The 20,896-nt window shown below is 40.3% G+C and carries 20 protein-coding genes; all 20 read right to left on the minus strand.

The window, feature by feature from the left end:
- Nucleotides 1-57 precede the first annotated feature (57 nt).
- The 20 genes from ACIQXH_RS08865 to flhA all read right to left on the minus strand — a co-directional run bounded on the left by ACIQXH_RS08865 (nt 58) and on the right by flhA (nt 20,872).
- Nucleotides 58-1,758 (minus strand): proline--tRNA ligase, encoded by a 1,701-nt coding sequence (locus ACIQXH_RS08865; protein WP_402868390.1) that lies wholly within the window; start codon nt 1,756-1,758, stop codon nt 58-60.
- A 244-nt stretch (nt 1,759-2,002) separates the two neighbouring features.
- Nucleotides 2,003-3,271: an RIP metalloprotease RseP gene (gene rseP, locus ACIQXH_RS08870; protein WP_402868389.1), complete on the minus strand. Its 1,269-nt coding sequence runs from the start codon at nt 3,269-3,271 to the stop codon at nt 2,003-2,005.
- A 7-nt stretch (nt 3,272-3,278) separates the two neighbouring features.
- Nucleotides 3,279-4,439, minus strand: coding sequence for a 1-deoxy-D-xylulose-5-phosphate reductoisomerase (gene dxr / locus ACIQXH_RS08875; RefSeq protein ID WP_402956342.1), 1,161 nt, complete (start codon nt 4,437-4,439; stop codon nt 3,279-3,281).
- Between the two features lie 40 nt (nt 4,440-4,479).
- Nucleotides 4,480-5,277 (minus strand): phosphatidate cytidylyltransferase, encoded by a 798-nt coding sequence (locus tag ACIQXH_RS08880; RefSeq protein ID WP_402868385.1) that lies wholly within the window; start codon nt 5,275-5,277, stop codon nt 4,480-4,482.
- Between the two features lie 25 nt (nt 5,278-5,302).
- Nucleotides 5,303-6,076: an undecaprenyl pyrophosphate synthase gene (locus tag ACIQXH_RS08885; protein ID WP_402868383.1), complete on the minus strand. Its 774-nt coding sequence runs from the start codon at nt 6,074-6,076 to the stop codon at nt 5,303-5,305.
- Nucleotides 6,077-6,445: 369 nt separating this feature from the next.
- Nucleotides 6,446-7,003, minus strand: a complete 558-nt coding sequence (gene frr, locus ACIQXH_RS08890; protein ID WP_402868382.1) for a ribosome recycling factor — start codon at nt 7,001-7,003, stop codon at nt 6,446-6,448.
- Nucleotides 7,004-7,006: 3 nt separating this feature from the next.
- The gene (gene pyrH / locus ACIQXH_RS08895) at nt 7,007-7,723 is read right to left on the minus strand and encodes a UMP kinase (protein WP_402868380.1); all 717 of its coding nucleotides are present in this window, start codon (nt 7,721-7,723) and stop codon (nt 7,007-7,009) included.
- Between the two features lie 130 nt (nt 7,724-7,853).
- Complete coding sequence (gene tsf, locus ACIQXH_RS08900; RefSeq protein ID WP_402868378.1) at nt 7,854-8,738, minus strand: translation elongation factor Ts; 885 nt, start codon at nt 8,736-8,738, stop codon at nt 7,854-7,856.
- A 282-nt stretch (nt 8,739-9,020) separates the two neighbouring features.
- Nucleotides 9,021-9,734, minus strand: coding sequence for a 30S ribosomal protein S2 (rpsB, locus tag ACIQXH_RS08905; RefSeq protein WP_402868377.1), 714 nt, complete (start codon nt 9,732-9,734; stop codon nt 9,021-9,023).
- A gap of 151 nt (nt 9,735-9,885) precedes the next feature.
- Nucleotides 9,886-10,521: a hypothetical protein gene (locus tag ACIQXH_RS08910; protein ID WP_403123140.1), complete on the minus strand. Its 636-nt coding sequence runs from the start codon at nt 10,519-10,521 to the stop codon at nt 9,886-9,888.
- A gap of 11 nt (nt 10,522-10,532) precedes the next feature.
- A complete protein-coding gene (locus ACIQXH_RS08915) occupies nt 10,533-10,850 on the minus strand; it encodes a hypothetical protein (RefSeq protein WP_403123142.1) in 318 nt (105 codons plus the stop codon).
- 166 nt (nt 10,851-11,016) lie between these two features.
- Nucleotides 11,017-11,784, minus strand: a complete 768-nt coding sequence (locus tag ACIQXH_RS08920; RefSeq protein ID WP_402868372.1) for a FliA/WhiG family RNA polymerase sigma factor — start codon at nt 11,782-11,784, stop codon at nt 11,017-11,019.
- 124 nt (nt 11,785-11,908) lie between these two features.
- Nucleotides 11,909-12,412, minus strand: coding sequence for a chemotaxis protein CheD (locus ACIQXH_RS08925; protein ID WP_403123145.1), 504 nt, complete (start codon nt 12,410-12,412; stop codon nt 11,909-11,911).
- Nucleotides 12,405-13,043: a chemotaxis protein CheC gene (locus tag ACIQXH_RS08930; RefSeq protein ID WP_402868368.1), complete on the minus strand. Its 639-nt coding sequence runs from the start codon at nt 13,041-13,043 to the stop codon at nt 12,405-12,407. Before ACIQXH_RS08930 ends, ACIQXH_RS08925 begins: the two co-directional genes overlap by 8 nt.
- Before the next feature lie 4 nt (nt 13,044-13,047).
- A complete protein-coding gene (locus tag ACIQXH_RS08935) occupies nt 13,048-13,518 on the minus strand; it encodes a chemotaxis protein CheW (protein WP_402956335.1) in 471 nt (156 codons plus the stop codon).
- Nucleotides 13,519-13,642: 124 nt separating this feature from the next.
- Nucleotides 13,643-15,688 (minus strand): chemotaxis protein CheW, encoded by a 2,046-nt coding sequence (locus ACIQXH_RS08940; RefSeq protein ID WP_402956333.1) that lies wholly within the window; start codon nt 15,686-15,688, stop codon nt 13,643-13,645.
- Nucleotides 15,689-15,708: 20 nt separating this feature from the next.
- Complete coding sequence (locus tag ACIQXH_RS08945; RefSeq protein ID WP_402956331.1) at nt 15,709-16,806, minus strand: protein-glutamate methylesterase/protein-glutamine glutaminase; 1,098 nt, start codon at nt 16,804-16,806, stop codon at nt 15,709-15,711.
- Nucleotides 16,807-16,816: 10 nt separating this feature from the next.
- Nucleotides 16,817-17,683, minus strand: a complete 867-nt coding sequence (locus tag ACIQXH_RS08950) for a MinD/ParA family protein (protein ID WP_402956329.1) — start codon at nt 17,681-17,683, stop codon at nt 16,817-16,819.
- Nucleotides 17,667-18,839: a flagellar biosynthesis GTPase FlhF gene (flhF, locus tag ACIQXH_RS08955; protein ID WP_402956327.1), complete on the minus strand. Its 1,173-nt coding sequence runs from the start codon at nt 18,837-18,839 to the stop codon at nt 17,667-17,669. Before flhF ends, ACIQXH_RS08950 begins: the two co-directional genes overlap by 17 nt.
- Entirely contained in the window at nt 18,836-20,872 is a 2,037-nt protein-coding gene (gene flhA / locus ACIQXH_RS08960; protein ID WP_402956325.1) for a flagellar biosynthesis protein FlhA, read from the minus strand. The genes flhF and flhA overlap by 4 nt, the downstream gene beginning before the upstream one ends.
- Nucleotides 20,873-20,896 lie beyond the last annotated feature (24 nt).

Genomic DNA, 20,896 nt, shown 5'->3' on the forward strand with positions numbered 1-20,896 from the left:
AAAAGGAAAGGCATCATCCAAATGAATGATGCCAAATCAAGCTATGATTTTACTGCTTTATCCCAATAATTCATGTAACTTCTGTGCAAGTTCCGATGTTTCCAGTTCAAGCACTTCACCTGTTTTACGGATCTTCACTTCCACGATGCCTTCGGAAGCTTTTTTACCGACCGTTACGCGGACAGGAAGTCCAATCAAGTCAGAATCGGCAAATTTCACTCCGGCACGTTCATGACGGTCATCCAACAAGACATCCATGCCTTGTTTTTTAAGTTCAGCATATAGTTTTTCTGCAAGTTCAGCTTGAGATTGATCCTTCATGTTAACCGGAATCAAATGGACCTGGAACGGAGCCAAATTCACCGGCCATACTAAACCTTTCTCATCATTGAATTGCTCAGCGACAGCTGCAAGTGTACGAGATACACCAATACCGTAACAACCCATGATCATCGGTTGCGAACGGCCGTTTTCATCTAGGAACGTCGCGTTCATCGCTTCGGAATATTTAGTCCCAAGCTTGAATACGTGACCGACTTCAATTCCTTTAGCAAACTTGATTATTCCGTTGCCATCCGGTGATGGATCTCCCTCTTGGATAAAACGAAGATCGATAAAACTTTCCACCTTAAAATCACGGTCAGGGTTTACATTCACAAAATGATAATCTTCCTCATTAGCGCCGCATACTCCATTAACCATTGCTTCAATGGCCAAATCGGCGATGACTTCTACGCTTGAGGCAATATTGATTGGTCCAAGAGAACCTACCGCACAACCTAAGACTTCTTTCGTTTCGTTAGGGTCCACTAACTCCACGACTTCAGCATTGTAGAAGTTTTTTACTTTGATATCATTCACTTCATGATCTCCTCGTACCAAGACGAGTACATATTTTTCATCCACTTTAAATAACAAGGACTTGATCAATTTTGAAGCATCGGTTTTTAAAAATGAAGCTACATCATCAATTGATTTCTGTCCAGGAGTATGAACTTTATCAAGTGTTCCCTGCTCTTCGGAATTTTTTTCATATTTTACCGCTACAGGCGCCATTTCAATATTCGCCGCATAATCGGATGTATCTGAATAGGCAATCGTGTCTTCTCCAATTTCAGAAAGCACCATGAATTCATGTGTATCCTTTCCACCCATCGCTCCTGAATCGGCGATGACTGCACGGAAATCAAGGCCACAACGGCTAAATACATTTGAATAGGCCGCATAAAGTTTTTCATATACAGCATCAAGACTTTCTTGATTTGCATGGAATGAGTAAGCATCCTTCATGATGAATTCGCGTCCGCGCAATAAACCAAAACGAGGTCTTTTTTCATCACGGAACTTCGTTTGGATTTGATAAACCGTCAATGGCAAACGCTTGTATGACTTCACTTCGTCACGGACCAAGCTTGTAACGACCTCTTCATGTGTAGCTCCAAGGGCAAATTCACGGTTGTTACGGTCTTTTAATCGCATTAATTCGGGTCCATATGTATACCAACGACCGGATTCCTGCCAAAATTCCGCTTGTTGAAGGGCTGGCATCAATAATTCTACGGCACCTGCATTGTCCATTTCTTCCCGAACAATCGCTTCAACCTTTTGAAGCACTTTATTACCAAGCGGCATAAAACTGTAAACGCCACTTGAATTCTGTCTCATGAATCCTGCTCGCAACAAAAGCTGGTGGCTTTTAATTTCTGCATCTGCAGGGACTTCCCTCAATGTAGGGATTAACGTCATACTTTGTTTCATATCTACACCTCTTCAATATTTCCTTTAAACTTCCATACGGAAATTTACGGGTCATGTAATACAAAATTACATTATTATTGTCTGATTGATTTAAATTAAGTTGATTTCATTCGCTCTTTTTCGATTATACTTACGAATTCCCGATAAAACAAACTATTTTGCCCAAACTCTTCAAAAAGTTACAAGTAGATTCAAACAGCCAACAGATAGTTCTGCTGGCTTGTTTGGTTTCATTCATATCAGCTTATAGGAAGAATCTCTGGATGTCATTCCATGTCACGACGATCATTAACAACATCAGCAAAGCAAATCCGATGAAATGCACCATTCCTTCTTTTTGGCGATCAATTGGTTTTCCTCTTAAGAACTCAACCACGAAGAATAATAATCGTCCGCCGTCCAAAGCAGGTAACGGTAAAAGATTCATGATTCCTAAATTTATGCTGAGCAACCCAGCCCATTTCATCAACGTGAACAAGCCCTGTTTTGCGACTTCCTCAGTCGATTTATATATACCTACTGGACCAGATAGACTGTCAATCGTAAAGCCACCCGTTACTAGGTCACCCAGAATGATGAAAATCTGTTTCGTCCAAAAATACGTCTCCGTCGCACCATATTGAATGGCTTTTAGTGGAGCTTTTTCAACGGGAGGGTATACCCCGATGATTCCAATTTTCTGACCTTCCCTCTCGACTTCCTGAGGAGTAACTGGAACTTCTAACGTTTTACCGTCCCTATATACAACGAATTCGATTTCTTTACCGGGACTTTTTTGGATACTCGCCTGTACATCTTCCCAGGTTGTGACTTCCGTACCTTCAATCGATTGAATGGCATCCCCGGATTTAAGTCCAGAAGTAACGGCTGCACCGTCCTTAGTTAATTCACCCAGTTTGGCTTCGTCCACCACGACGCCTTGAAATAAACCAATCAATGTAAAAATAACAAAAGCTAGAACAAAGTTCATTGCTGGGCCCGCTAAGATTGTTAAAAAGCGGTGTCCAAGAGATTTAGATGCAAACTGGCGATCATAAGGGGCAATTTGGTTCTCGACCCCATTTTCAACGATTACGGCTTCCTTATGGATCGAAAACGTTTTTAACGTGTCTTCTTCTCCCTCTTCATATCCCGTAAGTATCAGTTTATGATCTAAATCTATCACTTCCACTTCGACAAGCCGAATATCCGGGTATTTGTCTTTGTTGTTCAAGATGATTTTCGTGACGGTTTCTTCTTCATCAAACATCAATCCCACACGGTAACCAGGTTTCAATTCAATATTTTCCGCATCTTCTCCGGCCATTCGAACGTATCCACCTAGAGGAAGAAGACGTATCGTATAGACCGTTTCCTTCTTTTTATATGTGAATACTTTTGGTCCAAATCCGATTGCAAATTCGCGGCATAGAATTCCAGCACGCTTCGCAAATACTAAGTGTCCAAGCTCATGGAAAAAAACAAGAGCGCCAAAAATGATAATGAACGCTATAAGCGTTTCTAGAGTCTGCATGTTCTGGTCACCTATCTTTCACTAAGGATTCTATAAACTTCCTTGTCATTTTATCGACTTCCTGGATCGTTTCTAAGTCAGGACTCGCTATGACAGAATGTTTGTTAAGCGCTCTTTCTATCAGGGTTTCAATTTCTAGGAAAGAAACTTTTCCAGATAAAAATGCAGCTACTGCAGCTTCATTTGCAGCATTCAACACCGTTGTCATCGTGCCGCCCATTTTACCTGCTTTGTAAGCGAATTGCAAACAAGGATATCGAGTGAAGTCCATTTCACTAAAGTGGAGTTTTCCCGCTTCAGCCAAATTCAAACGCTTCCGTCCTACAAGAGGCAGTCGATCTGGATATGTAAGGGCAAATTGGATGGGTACACGCATATCAGGTGTACCTAACTGTGCCATCACACTGGAATCATGAAATTCCACCATTGAGTGGATAATGCTCTCCCTATGGAGAAGCACGTCAATCTTTTCGTATGGAAGATCAAACAACCAGTGTGCCTCGATTACTTCCAATCCCTTGTTCATCATGGATGCTGAATCGATGGTGATTTTAGCCCCCATAGACCAGTTTGGATGGTTTAAAGCCTCTTCTACCGTGACGCCTTTTAGCTCTTCACGGGTTCGATCACGGAAACTTCCACCAGAGGCAGTAATGACTAAGCGCTCGATATTTTTTTCTTGTTCACCCTGAAGTGCTTGAAAAATTGCTGAATGCTCACTATCGACCGGAAGCAGCCTTACCCCGGCTTTTTTCGCTTCATCAATGACTAAATGGCCCGCTGTTACCAAAGTCTCCTTATTGGCAATCGCAATATCCTTACCGGCTTTAATCGCTTGCAAAGTCGGATAAAGTCCTACGCTGCCGATGACCGCATTCACTAAGACTGTTGCTTGATTATACACAGCCACTGCCGTTATTCCCTCATCGCCATACATGAACTCAATATCTTTCCGGTTAGAGAACTCGCTTTTCAAAACCTCATAATCTTCTTTTGTCTGTACGGAAACTAGTTCTGGTTCAAACTCTTTTATATAGGTTCTGACCAAAGCAATATTCTTTCCGGCCGAAAGTGCCACTATCTTAAATTGATCGGGATGGGCCCTGACCACATCCGCCGTTTGCTTGCCTATCGAACCTGTTGCACCCAGAAGGCTGATATACTTCAAATCCGTTCATCTCCTAATTCATATAACCTTACCTTTTTAATTATAATACATGCAATAAATGTAAGATTGGTAAAATAAATATTAAACTATCCAGCCTGTCTAAAATCCCGCCATGACCAGGTAGGATCTTTCCTGAATCCTTTACGCCATAATGACGTTTATAAGCCGATTGAACAAGGTCTCCCAGTTGGCCGAAGATTGCTATGATTAACGATATCAACAACAATTGCCATATCGAATAGTCAAGGGATGAAAATACGTAAAAAAGCACACCTACGACTAACGCGGAAACTACGCCTCCCAAAAATCCCTCGACTGTTTTATTAGGACTGATTTCAGGCCATAACTTCCTCTTACCGATTGCTTTTCCAATGAAGTATGCTCCTGAATCGGTTGCCCATATCGTAAATAAAGTAAGAAGGATATAGACTAGACCTAGAGATTCATTGTCACGTGTTTCAAAGAAATAGTAAAAGCCGATGCCTAAGTAAAGAATCGTAATGACCAAAAATCCTGCATCATCGAAAGTGAACATATTTTTCGAAAGGACCGTATAAAGCAATAGCACTAAAACGCCGATTAAGAAAATCTGTACTTTGTCATAATTATTTTCAGTTAAAAACGTGCTATATTCATTCGGCAGTAATAATATCCAAAGTAAAACATGTGAAAGAATCGCCTCAAAGGAGAATACACGCATCTTTTTCATTTTCATCAATTCATACAAACCGATAGATGCTAGAAGGTAGATTACCAATAAAAAGGGAAGCTTCCCTATCATCACGATTGGAATGAAGATGGCGGCAGCGATGACTGCCGTAATAATTCTCTGTTTCATTATTCCTATTTCCTCGCCTTCTACATTAAACGCCACCGAACCTGCGTGAACGTTTTTGATACTCCTCGACAGCCTGTAGTAAATGACCTTCACTAAAGTCCGGCCATAACACATCCGTAAACCATAGCTCGGTATACGCTGACTGCCAAAGCATGAAGTTGCTTAACCTTTTTTCGCCGCTTGTACGGATCAACAAATCCGGATCGAGCAAATGTTGTGTCATTAAGTAGCTTGATACTATTTCCTCAGAAACATTTTCCTTTATTATACCATTTTTCACATCATGTATGATGCTGTTGACCGCCGCAACTATTTCTCCACGGCTTCCATAATTAAGGGCAAAGTTCAAAATCATCCCGTTATTATTTTTCGTATCCTCCATCGCTTGTTTAACTGCTTTCTGAGTATGTGACGGGATTAACGATAAGTCTCCCATCATCTCCACCCTTACATTTTCAGCTATAAGCTCTGGCAAAAAGGTGCCTAGGAATTCCTGTGGAAGTTTCATTAAAAAATCGACTTCACTTTTCGGACGTTTCCAATTTTCTGTGGAGAACGCATAAACGGTCAACGTTTTTATTCCCAACTCATTAGAAATCTTTGTTATTTTTCGAACGGTTTTCATTCCTTCATGGTGGCCTGCCACACGTGGCAGCGCACGTTTTTTAGCCCATCGGCCGTTTCCATCCATAATAATGGCAATATGTTGAGGAACATTAGACTCCTTAATATGCTGGATCCTACTTGCTACATCGGAAGAAGCATCTTTTTTAACGAAACGCTTCCATAGTGAATACATATGTTAGTCCCCCATTAGGTTGTACTTATCTCTACAAAGGCAATATTTACGTGCACTATGTATATTTTTTGGATTCTAAATAAGAACAGAATCTATATTATAATATCAAAAAAAAACTTGTTCTCATATTATTATTATGAAAATATTATCTTCATTAGAAGTTGGCCAGAAATAAATAATGCATATCCTTTCAAGAAGAAAAGGCAAAAAGGACCTCCTCCATCATTTTCAAGCTCTTACTAACTCAGGCGTAATCATAATCGGAGAAACCTTATTATAACAGTTTTCTCTTTTTAACACACCTATATGTTAGATCAAAGACATGACCACAATGGATTCGGCCCTTTTATTCAATGCTTTTAGAAGGGATTAGACTTCTAGAATTTCTTTTTCTTTATCTTTTGTAATATCATCGATTTTTGAGATGTTGCCATCCGTCATCTTTTGAATGTCATCTGCATAACCGCGCAAGTCATCTTCTGTGATATCGCCATTTTTCTCAAGCTTTTTCAACTCATCGTTAGCATCACGGCGAACGTTACGAACCGCGATTTTTGCTTCTTCGGCTTCTTTCTTAACGACCTTGACAAGTTCTTTCCTACGTTCTTCTGTTAACGCAGGAATGGCAATCCTGATTATAGAACCATCATTAGAAGGATTTAATCCTAAATCCGATTTCAAAATTGCTTTTTCAATCTCGCCCAAAATCGTTTTGTCATAAGGCTGGATGACTAAAAGTCTTGCTTCTGGTACAGAAATGCCCGCCATTTGATTGATAGGTGTTTGGGATCCGTAATAATCAATTGAGATTCTATCAAGCAATGAGGCATTTGCTCTTCCGGCACGGATGCTGGCTAATTCACGTGTGTAAGCGCTAATGGCTTTTTCCATTTTCGTTTTCGCATTCGAAATAACTTGTTTCGGCATCTTTTATTTCCCCCTTACAATAGTTCCAAGCGTTTCGCCTAATACAGCGCGCTTAATATTACCTTTTTCCATAATAGAGAAGACAATCAATGGAATATCATTGTCCATACATAGCGAGGACGCAGTAGAATCCATGACTTGTAATCCGTCTTTTATCACATCAAGATATGAAAGCTCATCATACTTCACTGCATTTTTGTCTTTAACAGGATCAGCATTGTATACGCCATCCACATTGTTCTTCGCCATCAAGATGACATCCGCTTCAATTTCAGCTGCACGTAATGCGGCAGTCGTATCCGTTGAGAAATATGGGTTTCCTGTTCCTGCTGCAAAAATGACTACTCTCTTTTTCTCCAGGTGTCTAATTGCACGTCGTCTAATATATGGTTCTGCCACTTGTCTCATCTCAATGGACGTTTGGACGCGCGTTTCAATCCCAAGCTGCTCGAGGCTATCTTGTAACGCCAATGAATTCATGACTGTAGCGAGCATGCCCATATAATCGGCATTTGCACGGTCCATGCCCATTTCACTACCGATTTTCCCGCGCCATATGTTTCCGCCACCGACAACCACAGCTACTTCTACATCCAATTCAGCTACTTCTTTTACTTGTTCTGCAATCGACTTTATAACTGCAGGATTAATTCCGAAACCCTCGTCTCCAGCCAATGCTTCACCACTGAGTTTCAATACGACACGTTTATATTTAGCCATGAGAACCTCCAACTATGTAATCTTTTTGTTCGTCCATCATGCTCATTCTTGCATTAATCAAAAATTCAGGACATTTTAAAAAATAGGGAACACTATAGTGTTCCCTATTTAACCATTTTCTTACAATCAATTAGTCCTTTTTAACTTGGTTCATTACTTCTTCAGCAAAGTTTTCTTGACGTTTTTCAAGACCTTCCCCTACTTCGTAACGTACGAATGAAAGGATTTTTCCGCCTAGTGCTTCAACGAATTGTCCTACTTTTTGATCTGGGTTTTTAACGAAAGCTTGTTCGTTTACACAGATTTCTTCGTAGAATTTGTTGATACGTCCTTCAACCATTTTAGCAACGATTTTTTCTGGCTTGCCTTCGTTTAGGGCTTGTTGAGTAAGAACTTCACGTTCGTGCTCTAGCTCAGTAGCGTCTACTTGGTCACGAGAAACATATTTTGGGTTAAGAGCTGCGATGTGCATAGAAACACCTTTAGCTGCTTCAGCATCAGTTGTACCTTCAAGAACTGTAAGTACGCTGATACGTCCACCCATGTGTAGGTAAGCGCCGAAAGCATCGCTGTCTGTTTTTGTAACGACTTGGAAACGGCGAAGAGTTAATTTTTCACCAATTTTAGCTACTGCTGCATTGATATGATCAGCAACTTTCACACCGTTTTCCATTGTTTGCTCAAGAGCAGCTTCTACAGTTTCAGGCTTGTTAGCCAATAAGAATGAAGCCAATTCTTTAACAAGAGTTTGGAAACCTTCGTTTTTAGCAACGAAATCAGTTTCTGAGTTCACTTCAAGGATTACTGCTTGGTTTCCGTCTACTACGATAGAAGTTAACCCTTCAGCAGCGATACGGTCGCCTTTATTGGCAGCTTTTGCAATTCCTTTTTCGCGAAGGAAGTCAATCGCTTTATCCATATTTCCTTCAGTTTGTACAAGTGCTTTTTTGCAGTCCATCATGCCAGCGCCAGTTTTTTCACGCAATTCTTTAACTAATTGTGCAGTGATTGCCATAATATAAATCCTCCTCAAATTAAGTGCGGTTTATTCAGTCTTTACCCATTTTGCTAGATAATACTTGTTTTCAACAACAAATACAACAAATCGCAGCAAATTTTTACAAAAAATATTTATTGGTCAACGTTATGACAAATAAGCTCGGTTCTCTCCAGTTTCAAAAATCAGCCGTGATAAGGCACGGGATTTATGTATGCTTATTTAGTGCAAAAAAAAGGGATAAAAGGCATTATCCTCTTATCACCTTTTTTCTCACTAGTTAAGCAGTTCTGTCAACTATTAAGCAGTAGTTGTTTCAGTTGCTGTTTCTTCGCCTTGTTTAGCTTCTAAGATAGCATCTGCCATTTTACCTGTTAATAATTTAACAGCACGGATTGCATCGTCATTCGCAGGAATAACTACGTCGATTTCGTCCGGATCACAGTTTGTATCAACGATACCAACAAGTGGAATGTTTAATTTGTGTGCTTCCGCAACAGCAATACGCTCTTTGCGAGGGTCGATAACGAAGATCGCATCTGGAAGAGTCTTCATATCTTTAATACCGCCTAAGAATTTTTCTAAGCGATCCCATTCTTTTTTAAGTTGGATTACTTCTTTTTTAGGAAGCACTTCGAAAGTTCCGTTAGCGTCCATTTTTTCGATATCTTTAAGACGATTAATACGTTTTTGGATTGTTTCAAAGTTTGTTAAAGTTCCACCTAACCAACGTTGGTTTACATAGTACATACCAGAGCGGATAGCTTCTTCTTTAACTGATTCTTGAGCTTGTTTTTTAGTACCAACGAAAAGAACAGTTCCACCGTTAGCAGCTAGTTCTTTAACGAAGTTATAAGCTTCTTCAACCTTTTTAACTGTTTTTTGAAGGTCGATGATGTAGATGCCGTTACGCTCAGTGAAGATATATTTCTTCATCTTAGGGTTCCAGCGACGTGTTTGGTGTCCGAAATGCACACCAGCTTCAAGCAATTGTTTCATAGAAATGACTGACATTTTAGTTCCTCCTAAATGGTTTTGTTTTTCCTCCGCTCCGATCATTTTCATACAGAAACTGTATAAACAGCACCATCTGCTAGAATCACGGGCGTGTGTATTAACACCATTTCATAATATATCATACTCAGGTGATACAATCAAGCATTATTTATCTATCCATACGGAACTTTAATAAAAGCTCAATTTCCGTTTGACCCCTATTTAATTTTTTGGCGATATCTTCAATTGAAAGACCTTGCTCCACTAAATAGTCTACCTGTTCATTTAATGATAATTCTTCTAAAGAATCCTGTAGCATGGCTGAAAAATCTTTTTCCACGCGTGCCTCTTGTTTGGTTAAAATGGAGGCCTCTGCCGAAAGTTCGAGCTTGTCCTTCACTTCATTGGCTGGCTTGAATTCTTCTTCTATTCCAGTCTGGTTCATATAAGCATTAGCAGCCTGCAATTTCTTCCCGTTAAAACTTGGTTCTTTATAGTCAGGGAATGATTCCTTTTCTAGTTCTGCTTCCTTTTCTATAGGTGGCCTTGTTTTTACTATTACTGACTCTTCTATCTTTTTCTCATTAGGTAAGACGTCAGTTTGTGTAAAAGCTTTTATCAAGGCTTCGTTATCTTCCTTCATTTCCATTAGATAGCCTGTTAGTAGTTCTTCCATTTCAATTATGGTGGCTTTTTGTTCCTTTTCTAGCTTACTTAATCGATTTTGTCTAAGATACAAAAGAATAACGGTGAAAATCGTGAAAATATTTAGACTAAAAAGGAGTAACATAAAAAATACTGACATGGTGCCTCCTCTTAACCGGAATAGTCGATACTCTTTCCTTTATAGGGATGGGGATCTATATTCTCTGTTGTTTGTCTCGTATTGTCTTTCTTCCTACGCTGTTTAAAAAACGGACCCTTATCCGCGCTGCCTTCCTTTTCATAAAAATGAGCTGGGAGCTTTTGTTCCTCGCCCATTACAGTCGTTTGTTTTCGTTCCTCTTCTTTTCTTCCTTGATGGGTGGCATGATCCTGTTGGATTAGATTTTTTTGTAAAAGTTGTTCTTGGATCTTTCCGGCATCTTGGGTTCTTGGAAGGGCAATTTGCATCTCGATTGCTTTTAAACTCACAGCCATCCACCCCTATATTTCTATAGTGATTCTTCTGTATAACTGCCTGTGTTACACATGTTCTTCCCATGGATTCAAAATGTTCGGAATGGTCTATCCAAAATGATAAATCCATGCATTTCTCATAGAGCATGCCTCGAAGCATGACACTAAATAAAAATATGGGTTAACTTTTTTTATCCTGCATAGCATGTCTAAGTTTAAATATCGCCCTTGAGTGAATTTGCGATATTCTTGATGTGGAAAGACTCATCACTTGTCCAATTTCCGTCAGCGTAAGTTCTTCTTTATAAAAAAGTTGCAATACCAACTGTTCTTTCTCATTTAGTGTTTCTATGACCTTTGCTAGCTCTGCATACAATTCTTGTCTTAGAACATTCTCTTCAGGCAGGTCTGCTTTATCATCTTTAATATGGAAATTCGTTTTTTCTTTGTCATCCTGTTCTTGAGGATTTTCATCCATGGATAAAACATTGGCAAAGAAATGCTCGTTAAGTGCAGCATATACTTCATCTTCCGGAATATTTAATTCAAATGCAATTTCCTTTGGTGTAAGGTTCCGCATATATTTTTGTTCCAATTTTTCAATAGCTGAATCGATTTTTTTCGCTTTATCCCTCGCACTCCGCGGTAGCCAATCCTCTTTCCTTAAACCATCCAATATGGCCCCACGGATCCGGAATGAAGCATATGTGTCAAATTTCAGATCACGCTTTGGATCAAAGCGCTCCAAGGCATCAAATAAGCCCATCATCCCTAAGCTCCTAATGTCATCACGACTGACATTCCTAGGAAGGCTGACTGAAATACGTTGGACATGGTAAGATACAAGCGGAACATATTTCTTCACCAAAACGTCCCCTGCTTGCGGGTCCCTGCAATCGACCCAATTTTTCCAGCATAACTGTTCTTCTTCGATAGTCAGTTGAGACATGGGATTTCCTCCTAACATTGTTTACGTTTTGTAATCAAAACGGTCCTCGAAGGCTCTAGGTGCAACAATATTTTGATTGCAGTGTTCCCGTCACTTTCCGGCTGCGCAAATTTCATCTTCCCAATTAAATATTTCTAGTCCCTTTATTTACTGTCCGGATATTAAGCATGCACTTTGTCACATTGAATTCTATCGTCCTACCACTGTTCCCGCCGACGTCCTCCGAAACGACCTGTATTCGTAAATCAGCCAATTCTTTCCGGACAGCTTCAACATTTCGGGGTCCTATTCTCATTAAATCCCCCCCAGAGGCAAATTGAAACATTTGTGCACCTCCAGCCAGCTTTGCTTTTAAGAAAGCAGGCCTTGCTCCTTCCTTCACCAGACGATTCACCAATTCCTTTACGGCTGTATCGGCAAACTTGGCCCGATTAATCTGACCAGACTTAGCAAGTGAAGAATCCGGCAACATGACATGCGCCAAACCGGCAATCTCTCTTTTCTCATCATAAATGACGACCCCTACGCATGAACCAAGCCCTGAAGTGCGAATCGAACAAGGAGGTTTTACAGTATTCATATCCGCTATCCCCACTTTAACAACTTGGAATTGCAATAATTCAACCATTTATTGTCACTCCCAGGGCAGCAAAAATAGTATCAAAGGAATCAGGATCGGGCAGTAAAAAGAAATGGCCATTGATAGATTCAGCAAACCTCTCATTCTGCGCTAGGACGGTATCTATCACAATAGCAGAATCACTTACTTGTGATAATTCCAGTAATCCATAACTGATAGTTGCTCCCACCATATCGATATTCAATGAAGGAACCGATGGATATATATTCAACTTAGTAAAATCCGATAAAGAAGAAAGATAGGATCCCGACAAGATATTCCCTAATTCCTGTAGACAAGAAAGAGCTAATTCAGAATGCTGTGGTTTATCAATGGAGAAGGTTTCATCCCCTATCATCTGTTGAATGAAATATTCAGCTACAGGTAATGAAAGGATAAAAATCATGCTTCCAGTGGCATCTCCTTCAATTCGCAAAAAGACACTAGCCACAACATGTTCTGCTCCCCCTGCCAATTCCATCATTTCATCAAAGGAAACTACCCGGACATTAGGAACATTCATATCTATTTTTTTATTAAGAATGGCAGAGAGTGCAGTAGCAGCATGTCCCGCCCCAATATTCCCAATTTCTTTGAGGATATCAAGGTGGATGGGGTTGATTTTATCAATAAATGACATCCCTTTATCCTTCTTTTCTCACGATTTCATTTGCTTCGAGACTTAAGGCCTTCTCCAAATTCACCAATACAAGCAAACGTTTTTCAATTTTTGCGACACCGCTGATATATTCAGAAGCTAAATGACCGACAACTTCCGGCTGAGGCTCAATGCTCTCGACAGGAATGTCAAGCACATCATTGGCTGAATCGACAATCAACCCTACTTCGATGTCATCAAGGACAACAATGATGATCCTCGTTGAATCGTTATATTCAACCTCTTCAAAACCGAAACGGACTCTTAAATCAATAATGGGGGTAATCACACCCCTTAAATTAATCACACCTTTAACAAATGGAACGGCCTTGGGCACCCTTGTTATATGCAAAAGCTTTTCTATTCCACTTACTTTATCCACCGGAATCGCATATTCTTTGTCTTTGATTTGAAACACGATTACTTTTATATCTTGAACAGGACTTGTGGTCGACATTCAATTACCCTCCTCTTTTTACCCCTCAACCATATCTACTGTTCATCCATTGACCCTTGTTTCCAAAGGGTCTCCAGTAATCAAATGGTAGGAAGGATTGTAGCGAATCTATATATTAAAATGGTCAGTGAATCAATGCATTGCAATCGACAATCAAGGCTACTTGACCATCGCCTAAAATAGTAGCTCCAGATATAGCAAATGCAGTCGATAAATAATTACCTAATGACTTCAAGACGATTTCAAGTTGCCCTATAAAGGAATCCACTACAAGTCCCGCCATTTTTTCGCCTTTCCTGACTATAACGATTGAAAGAAACTCTTCTTCTTCGTTTTGTACGGGCACTTCAAAAATGTCCTTTAGGAACAGGAGTGGCAGCACTTTTCCTCTAAAGTCGATCACTTGTTGATTATGGGCATTCATAATATCTTCTTTTCTTATAATGGCTGTCTCTATAATAGAAGAAAGAGGGATTGCATATTTCTCCTGTTGAATTTCAACTAACATGACGGAAATGATAGATAACGTCAAAGGAAGTTGTATGAGAAAAATGGACCCTTCATTCTCCTTAGAGTCGATTGTTACCGATCCGCCCAGTGATTCTATTGTGTTCTTCACGACATCCAAACCTACGCCACGGCCAGATACATCCGAAATGGTATCGGCTGTGGAGAAACCTGAAGCGAAAATCAATTCATAAATTTGCTTATCCGATAGTGTTGCGGCGGTCTCCTTCGTTAGTATTCCATTGGAAAGGGCTTTACTTAAAACCCGTTCTTTATTAATACCAGCTCCATCATCTTCAATTTCAATGAACACATGGTTACCGCTATGATAGGCCTTTAATAGAATCTTCCCTACTTCATTTTTCCCCTTAGAAAGACGCTTTTCAGGTGTCTCCACTCCATGATCCATCGCGTTTCTTAATAAATGAACGAGTGGGTCGCCAATTTCATCAATGACCGTTCGGTCCAATTCAGTTTCAGCGCCGATAATCTCTAAATCTACCTTTTTATTTAAATCCCTCGCTAATTGGCGTACCATTTTCGGAAAACGGTTGAATACCGTTTCGACAGGAACCATGCGCATGTTCAACACAATCGTTTGCAAATCGCTTGTTACGCGAGACATTCTTTCCACAGTTTCGTGCAGTTCCTGGTTATCCAAATCGCTTGAAATTTGATCTAACCTTCCTCTATCGATAACTAGTTCTTCAAATAAGTTCATTAATATATCTAGCCGCTCGATATTTACCCGAATGGTCTTGCTTGGAGCATGCTTGACCGCTTTTTTTGTTTCTTTAGCCTCATTGATTGAAGGTGACTGGTCCGTACCTTCCTGAGGCTTTTTATCGGCCGCTTTTTTTTCCTCTTTAATATTTGCAGCATGACGTAGTTCTTCCAGATTTAGGGCTGTTATTTCGACGACATCCACTTCTGAAACCTTCATGATTTTTTTCTTGGTCTCTTCAATCGATTCATTGGTCACCAATGTAACCGTGAATTTCTGATCAAATTGTTCTTCCTCCAAAAGTTCAGCGGGTGGATTCGATTTTATCACCTCACCTGACTTTTCAAGAACTTCAAACACCATAAACACTCTTGCAGCTTTTAAAAGGCAGTCGTCACGTAAGCTGATTGAAATTTCATAGCTTTTAAATCCTTGTTCCTTGGATTGCTGCAAAACAGTCATTTCGAATTCGTCATATTCGCCCATCGTTGCTTGTTCCATTGTTTCTAGAACGGGAGATGCTGCTGCCGTTTCATTAATTGTAGGGATAACCAGTGATTCACCTTTTTCGATTTGTTGCAATTTTTGCACCACGTTCGTCACATCACGTTTGCCATCTCCGCCTTCAGCAATCGACATGACAATTGCTTCTAGGTCATCCACCGCCAAGAATATTACGTCGAACAGTTCAGGAGTTAGGATAATTTTGCTGTTCCGGATCGCGTCTAGAACATTTTCCATTTTATGGGTCAAATTAGCTAAATCCTCATAGCCCATTGTAGCCGACATACCTTTTAAAGTATGTGCGGAACGAAAAATCTCATTGACTATCGAAAGATCCTCCGGGTTCTTCTCAAGTACCAACAGCTGTTCACTACACGTTTGAAGATGTTCTTTACTTTCTTCAATAAATACCTCTAAATACTGATTCATATCCATACAATCTCCACCCCCGTATGTTAGCAATAGCCAATTATGGCTTTTGCTATTTTATCTACATCCTCTATGCTATCTATTAAATTGGTAGCAATTGCCGCCTTTGGCATTCCAAAGACAATTGACGTCTCCTGTGACTCTGCTATTGCCTTTAAGGGACCAGTTCTTTTCAACTTGGTAAGTCCGCTTGAACCATCCATACCCATTCCAGTCATGACAACAGCTATTTTTGCAAATTCCGCTATTTCACTTACTGATTCGAAAAGCACATCCACCGAAGGACGGTGCCCATTTCGCTGCTCGGATTGATCCAATTCTACCGCAAGGCTCAAACCAACTTTTTTCACTTTGAAATGGAAGCCCCCCGGAGCGATATAAGCTACTCCTTTTTGAATCAACTCCCCATCTTCCGCTTCCTTTACCCGTATCCTCGATAATGAATTGAGCCTATCGGCTAAGGATTTCGTGAAGCTGGGAGGCATATGCTGGACAATCAAAATAGGGGCATCGATATTTTCCGGGAGACCCGTCAATACTGTCTGCAAAGCCCTTGGTCCTCCTGTCGATGTACCAATAACTACAATCTTTTTATTGCCATGGAACCATTTTTTCATATCATTATCAATATCGTTAATTTCTTTTGATTCTATTTTACTATATTTTTTCCAGTATGATGGGTTTCTTTCAACATTTATCGCACTTTTTTGTAGTTTGTGAACATTTGCAAGGCTGGCTGCCATAACTTTCTCACATAGTTCTTCCTTAATTTTATGCAAATCCAGTGAAATAGCCCCTGAAGGCTTAGCAATAAAGTCAATGGCGCCACTCTGCATGGCAATACATGTACTTTCCGTCCCTTCCTTCGTCGTGCTTGATAGCATGACCACTGCTGTCGGACATTCTTCCATAATCCGGTTTAACGCTTCTAATCCATCCATAACCGGCATTTCAATATCCAAGGTGACGACATCCGGTTTCAGCGATTTTATTTTTAATAAAGCATCTTTACCGTTCCTGGCCGTACCAATGATTTCCATTCTATTATCTTCTGCTAAAAGTTCAGAAATCAGCTTCCTCATAAACGCGGAATCATCCACTATCAACACTTTAACCTTTTCCATATAAGGAAACCTACTTTCCAAGAAAATATCGTTTCATATTTTGCAGGAAATTACTTTTTTGTATAATTGATTCTTCACCTAAGCCATGATTTACATATCTAGATACAACCTCGATTAGAGATTTGGAAACAGCCGCATCAGGATAAGAAAGGATAAAAGGAATCTGCTTGGAAACCGCTTTGGAAACGGACCTATCATCGGGGAGATAGCCAAGTGAAACCATCTCCGCTCCAAGGAATTTTCTCAGGGCATTTTGAAGTCTGATCATCGTTTCTTTCCCTTCCTTTTTCGTGAACACTCTATTGCAAACGAGAAAAAATGGAATCTCATCATTTACTGAATGAATGTATTTCATCGTAGAGTAAGCATCCATCACAGAAGTCGGTTCTGGGGTTGTGATGATGATTAACTCATCCACACACAAAAGGAATTTTGCGGAATCCTGTGTGATACCTGCCCCCATATCAAACAATATATAATCATAACTCTCTAGCAGAGAACCAAATTCATCAGTAAAACGTGCATATTTATCTTCATCTAAAGTAAAAAGGTGGGTCAGCCCCGTTCCACCTGTTATTACGGAAATTTGTTCCGGTCCTGTGGTCATAATCTCTTTCAAGCTTAGACCATCTTCAAAAAAATCAACGATGCTATATGGAGAATGCTGCCCAAATAAGATATCTATATTACCCATTCCAATATCCATATCGAACAACAATACCTTTTTTCCCAGTTTCGACAAGGAAATGGCAAAGTTCAAAGAAAAGTTGGATTTACCGACTCCACCTTTTCCACTCAAGATGGCAAGTGTCTTGGCCATTGAATGGTTTTTTTGCAATTCCAGTCTCCTTCTTAGGTTTTCAGCTTGATCTTTCATAATCTTTAGCTCCAAGAACCATCTTCAATAAATTGGATGAAGTTGCTTTTTCAATATCATCTGGCACATTTTGTCCATTTGTTATATAAGCTACCCCCAATTTATGAGTGTGAATAAAATTAAAGATCGAACCAAAAGTAGACGTTTCATCCGCTTTCGTAAAAATGACCTGCTTAATCGGAATCGTCGTGAACTGTCGATAAATATCTTCCATGTCCTTTTGCTTCGAAGTCAATGAAAGCACTAAGTACGTTTCCATCTCATCTGTGAAGTGGATGATTTCCCCTAGGTCTTTAACATACTGCGGATTGCGAAAATTCCTTCCAGCTGTATCGATAAAAACATAATCATAATGAGAAAAGCGTTCTGTGGCTTTTTTGAAATCTTCCAAGTTATAAGCCACTTCGATTGGAACGTTTAGAATCTTTGCATATGTCTTCAACTGATCGATAGCAGCTATCCTATACGTGTCGGTTGTAATGAAAGCTACCTTCTTATCATGCTTCAGCATGGTCTCTGCTGCTACCTTGGCTAAAGTTGTTGTCTTGCCAACACCTGTCGGACCTACAATATTAATATATTTCTTCTGTAGGCCGGGCCTTCCATTCGGTACCTGATCCACTAGTTTACATAAAGATGCTTCTAGCCAGTTTTTAATTTCTTCATCAGTAGAATCCTCTTTAGTAGCAAACCATTTATCAAGGAGCTCGTCCATGATTTGTGAGCGGATAACTGTATTGACATCCTGTTCGATAAGATACTCATAAACCTGTTGTAATTTCTCCGGATAATGAGCGTGTGATGGGATTTGTATATTTCTTATCATCCCTTTTAACCCTTCAATTTCCTTTAACAGTTCAACATCTCCCCGGTTGTTTTGTTTTGGTGCAGCCGGTTCATTGATTTTCACTATAGAACTCTCAAGTGCCGGTTTTACAGGCAGCTTTTTCTCTTTTTGTTTAGTTACAGGTTGGGAGGGCTGTGAAACGGGATCGATGGCGGCCATGACTTCAATATTCCTTTTCTTGAACAACCCTAGAAAACCACCCTTGTATACCGCTTTCGAACTTAAAATGACCGCTTCACTGCCTAACTCTTGTCGTATCTGCTTCATGGCTTCAGACATGGAAGGTGCCATATATTTCTTTATCCTCAATCAATATTCACCACCCCTACACTTTGTACTTCTACATTTGATTCGAGTTCATTGTAAGAAAGAATCGGTACATTGGGAAAATAACGTTCTGTCAATTGTCGAGCGTACATACGTACAGCTGGGGAGCAAAGCACAATCGGTTGATGATCCATCAAAGTCAGCTCCTCCAATTTACTAGCAATCGCCTCTAGAATCGACTGGGATACAGTAGGATCGAGCGATAAAAAGTTACCATGTTCAGTTTGTTGTACCGCATCTGCAATCGCCTTCTCCACTTTTCCCGATAAAGTAATGACTTTTATCCGGTTTTCCCCTGAAATAAAGGAGTTCGTAATTTGTCTCGCTAAATTCTGCCTTACATATTCAGTGAGCAAATCGGTATCAGTAGATAACTTTCCATAATCAGCAAGCGTTTCAAAAATGATTGGTAAGTTCCTTATCGAAACTTTTTCTTTCAATAGTTTTGCCAATACCTTTTGGACATCCCCAATCGATAATGGATTCGGGGTGACCTCCTCGACGAGAATCGGCGATGTTTCTCGTAGATGATCGATTAATTGTTTCGTTTCCTGCCTGCCCAAAAGTTCATGAGCATTAGCTTTGATAACTTCCGTTAAATGCGTGGAAACCACACTCGGAGGATCCACCACGGTATAGCCCATCATTTCCGCATGCTCTTTCATGTCTTCCGTAATCCATTTAGCAGGCAGACCGAATGACGGTTCAACCGTATCGATTCCTTCTATTGTATCGTCCTCTATGCCAGGACTCATGGCTAAATAGTGGTTCAAAAGTAATTCTCCGTTGGCAATTTCACTTCCCTTGATTTTCAAGCGATACTCATTAGGATTCAACTGGATATTATCCCGAATCCGAACCACTGGGATAATCAGACCCATTTCGATTGCCAGCTGTCTGCGGATCATGACAACCCGATCGAGAAGGTCTCCTCCCTGATTCGTATCGGCAAGGGGGATTAGTCCATAGCCAAACTCAAATTCTATGGGGTCGACACTCAAAAGGTTTACGACGCTTTCAGGACTTTTCATCTCGTCCGTTTCCAATACTTCTTCCATCTCCTGGATTTCACTTTCATCAGGTTGTGGTGTTTTGGAAATGACATATCCCCCCAGAACCAACAAAGCAGCAATCGGCATTGTGAATATATCCGATATGGGGGTGAATAATCCCAGGAGGAAAATTGTTGCTGCAGTCAAGTAAAGCATTTTAGGAAATTGAAATAACTGCTCAACGATATCCGCGCCTAAATTGCCATTAGAAGCCGCACGAGTCACGACAATCCCTGTAGCCGTTGAAATCAGTAATGCCGGCACTTGGCTGACGATTCCATCGCCCACCGATAACATCGAAAAATGGACGGCTGATTCGCCAAAGCTCATGTCCAATTGCATGACACCGATGATCATCCCAAAAATCAAGTTGATGATGACAATGATTATACCTGCTATGGCATCACCTTTTACGAACTTGCTCGCTCCGTCCATGGATCCATAGAAATCGGCTTCGTTGCTAATTTTTTCTCGCCTTGTACGTGCTTCGCCTTCAGAGATCATCCCAGCGTTCAAATCGGCGTCAATGGCCATCTGTTTCCCAGGCATCGCATCCAGCGTAAACCTTGCCGCTACTTCAGATACCCTTTCGGACCCTTTCGTGATGACAATGAAATTGATGATGACCAAGATTATAAATACCACTAAACCGACAAGCACATTCCCTCCAACCACAAAGGAGCCAAAGGTTTCAACGACACCGCCAGCATCTCCATACGTCAAAATGGCACGAGTCGTGGACACATTCAATCCAAGTCTGAAAAGGGTTAATAATAAGAGCAGCGACGGAAAGATTGAAAACTCAAGCGGCTCTTTCATATTCATCGTAGTCAATAGAACCAACAGCGCAAGAGATATATTTAAAAGAAGTAAAATACTTAATAACCAAGTTGGTAATGGTATGACCAACATGGCGACAATCATGATGACACTCGATATAACAACCAAATCTCTTGCTCGCATGTTTTTCTCTCCTAACTAACAGGT

The sequence above is a fragment of the Peribacillus sp. NPDC097225 genome (assembly GCF_044761955.1).
Classification (GTDB): Bacteria; Bacillota; Bacilli; order Bacillales; family DSM-1321; genus Peribacillus.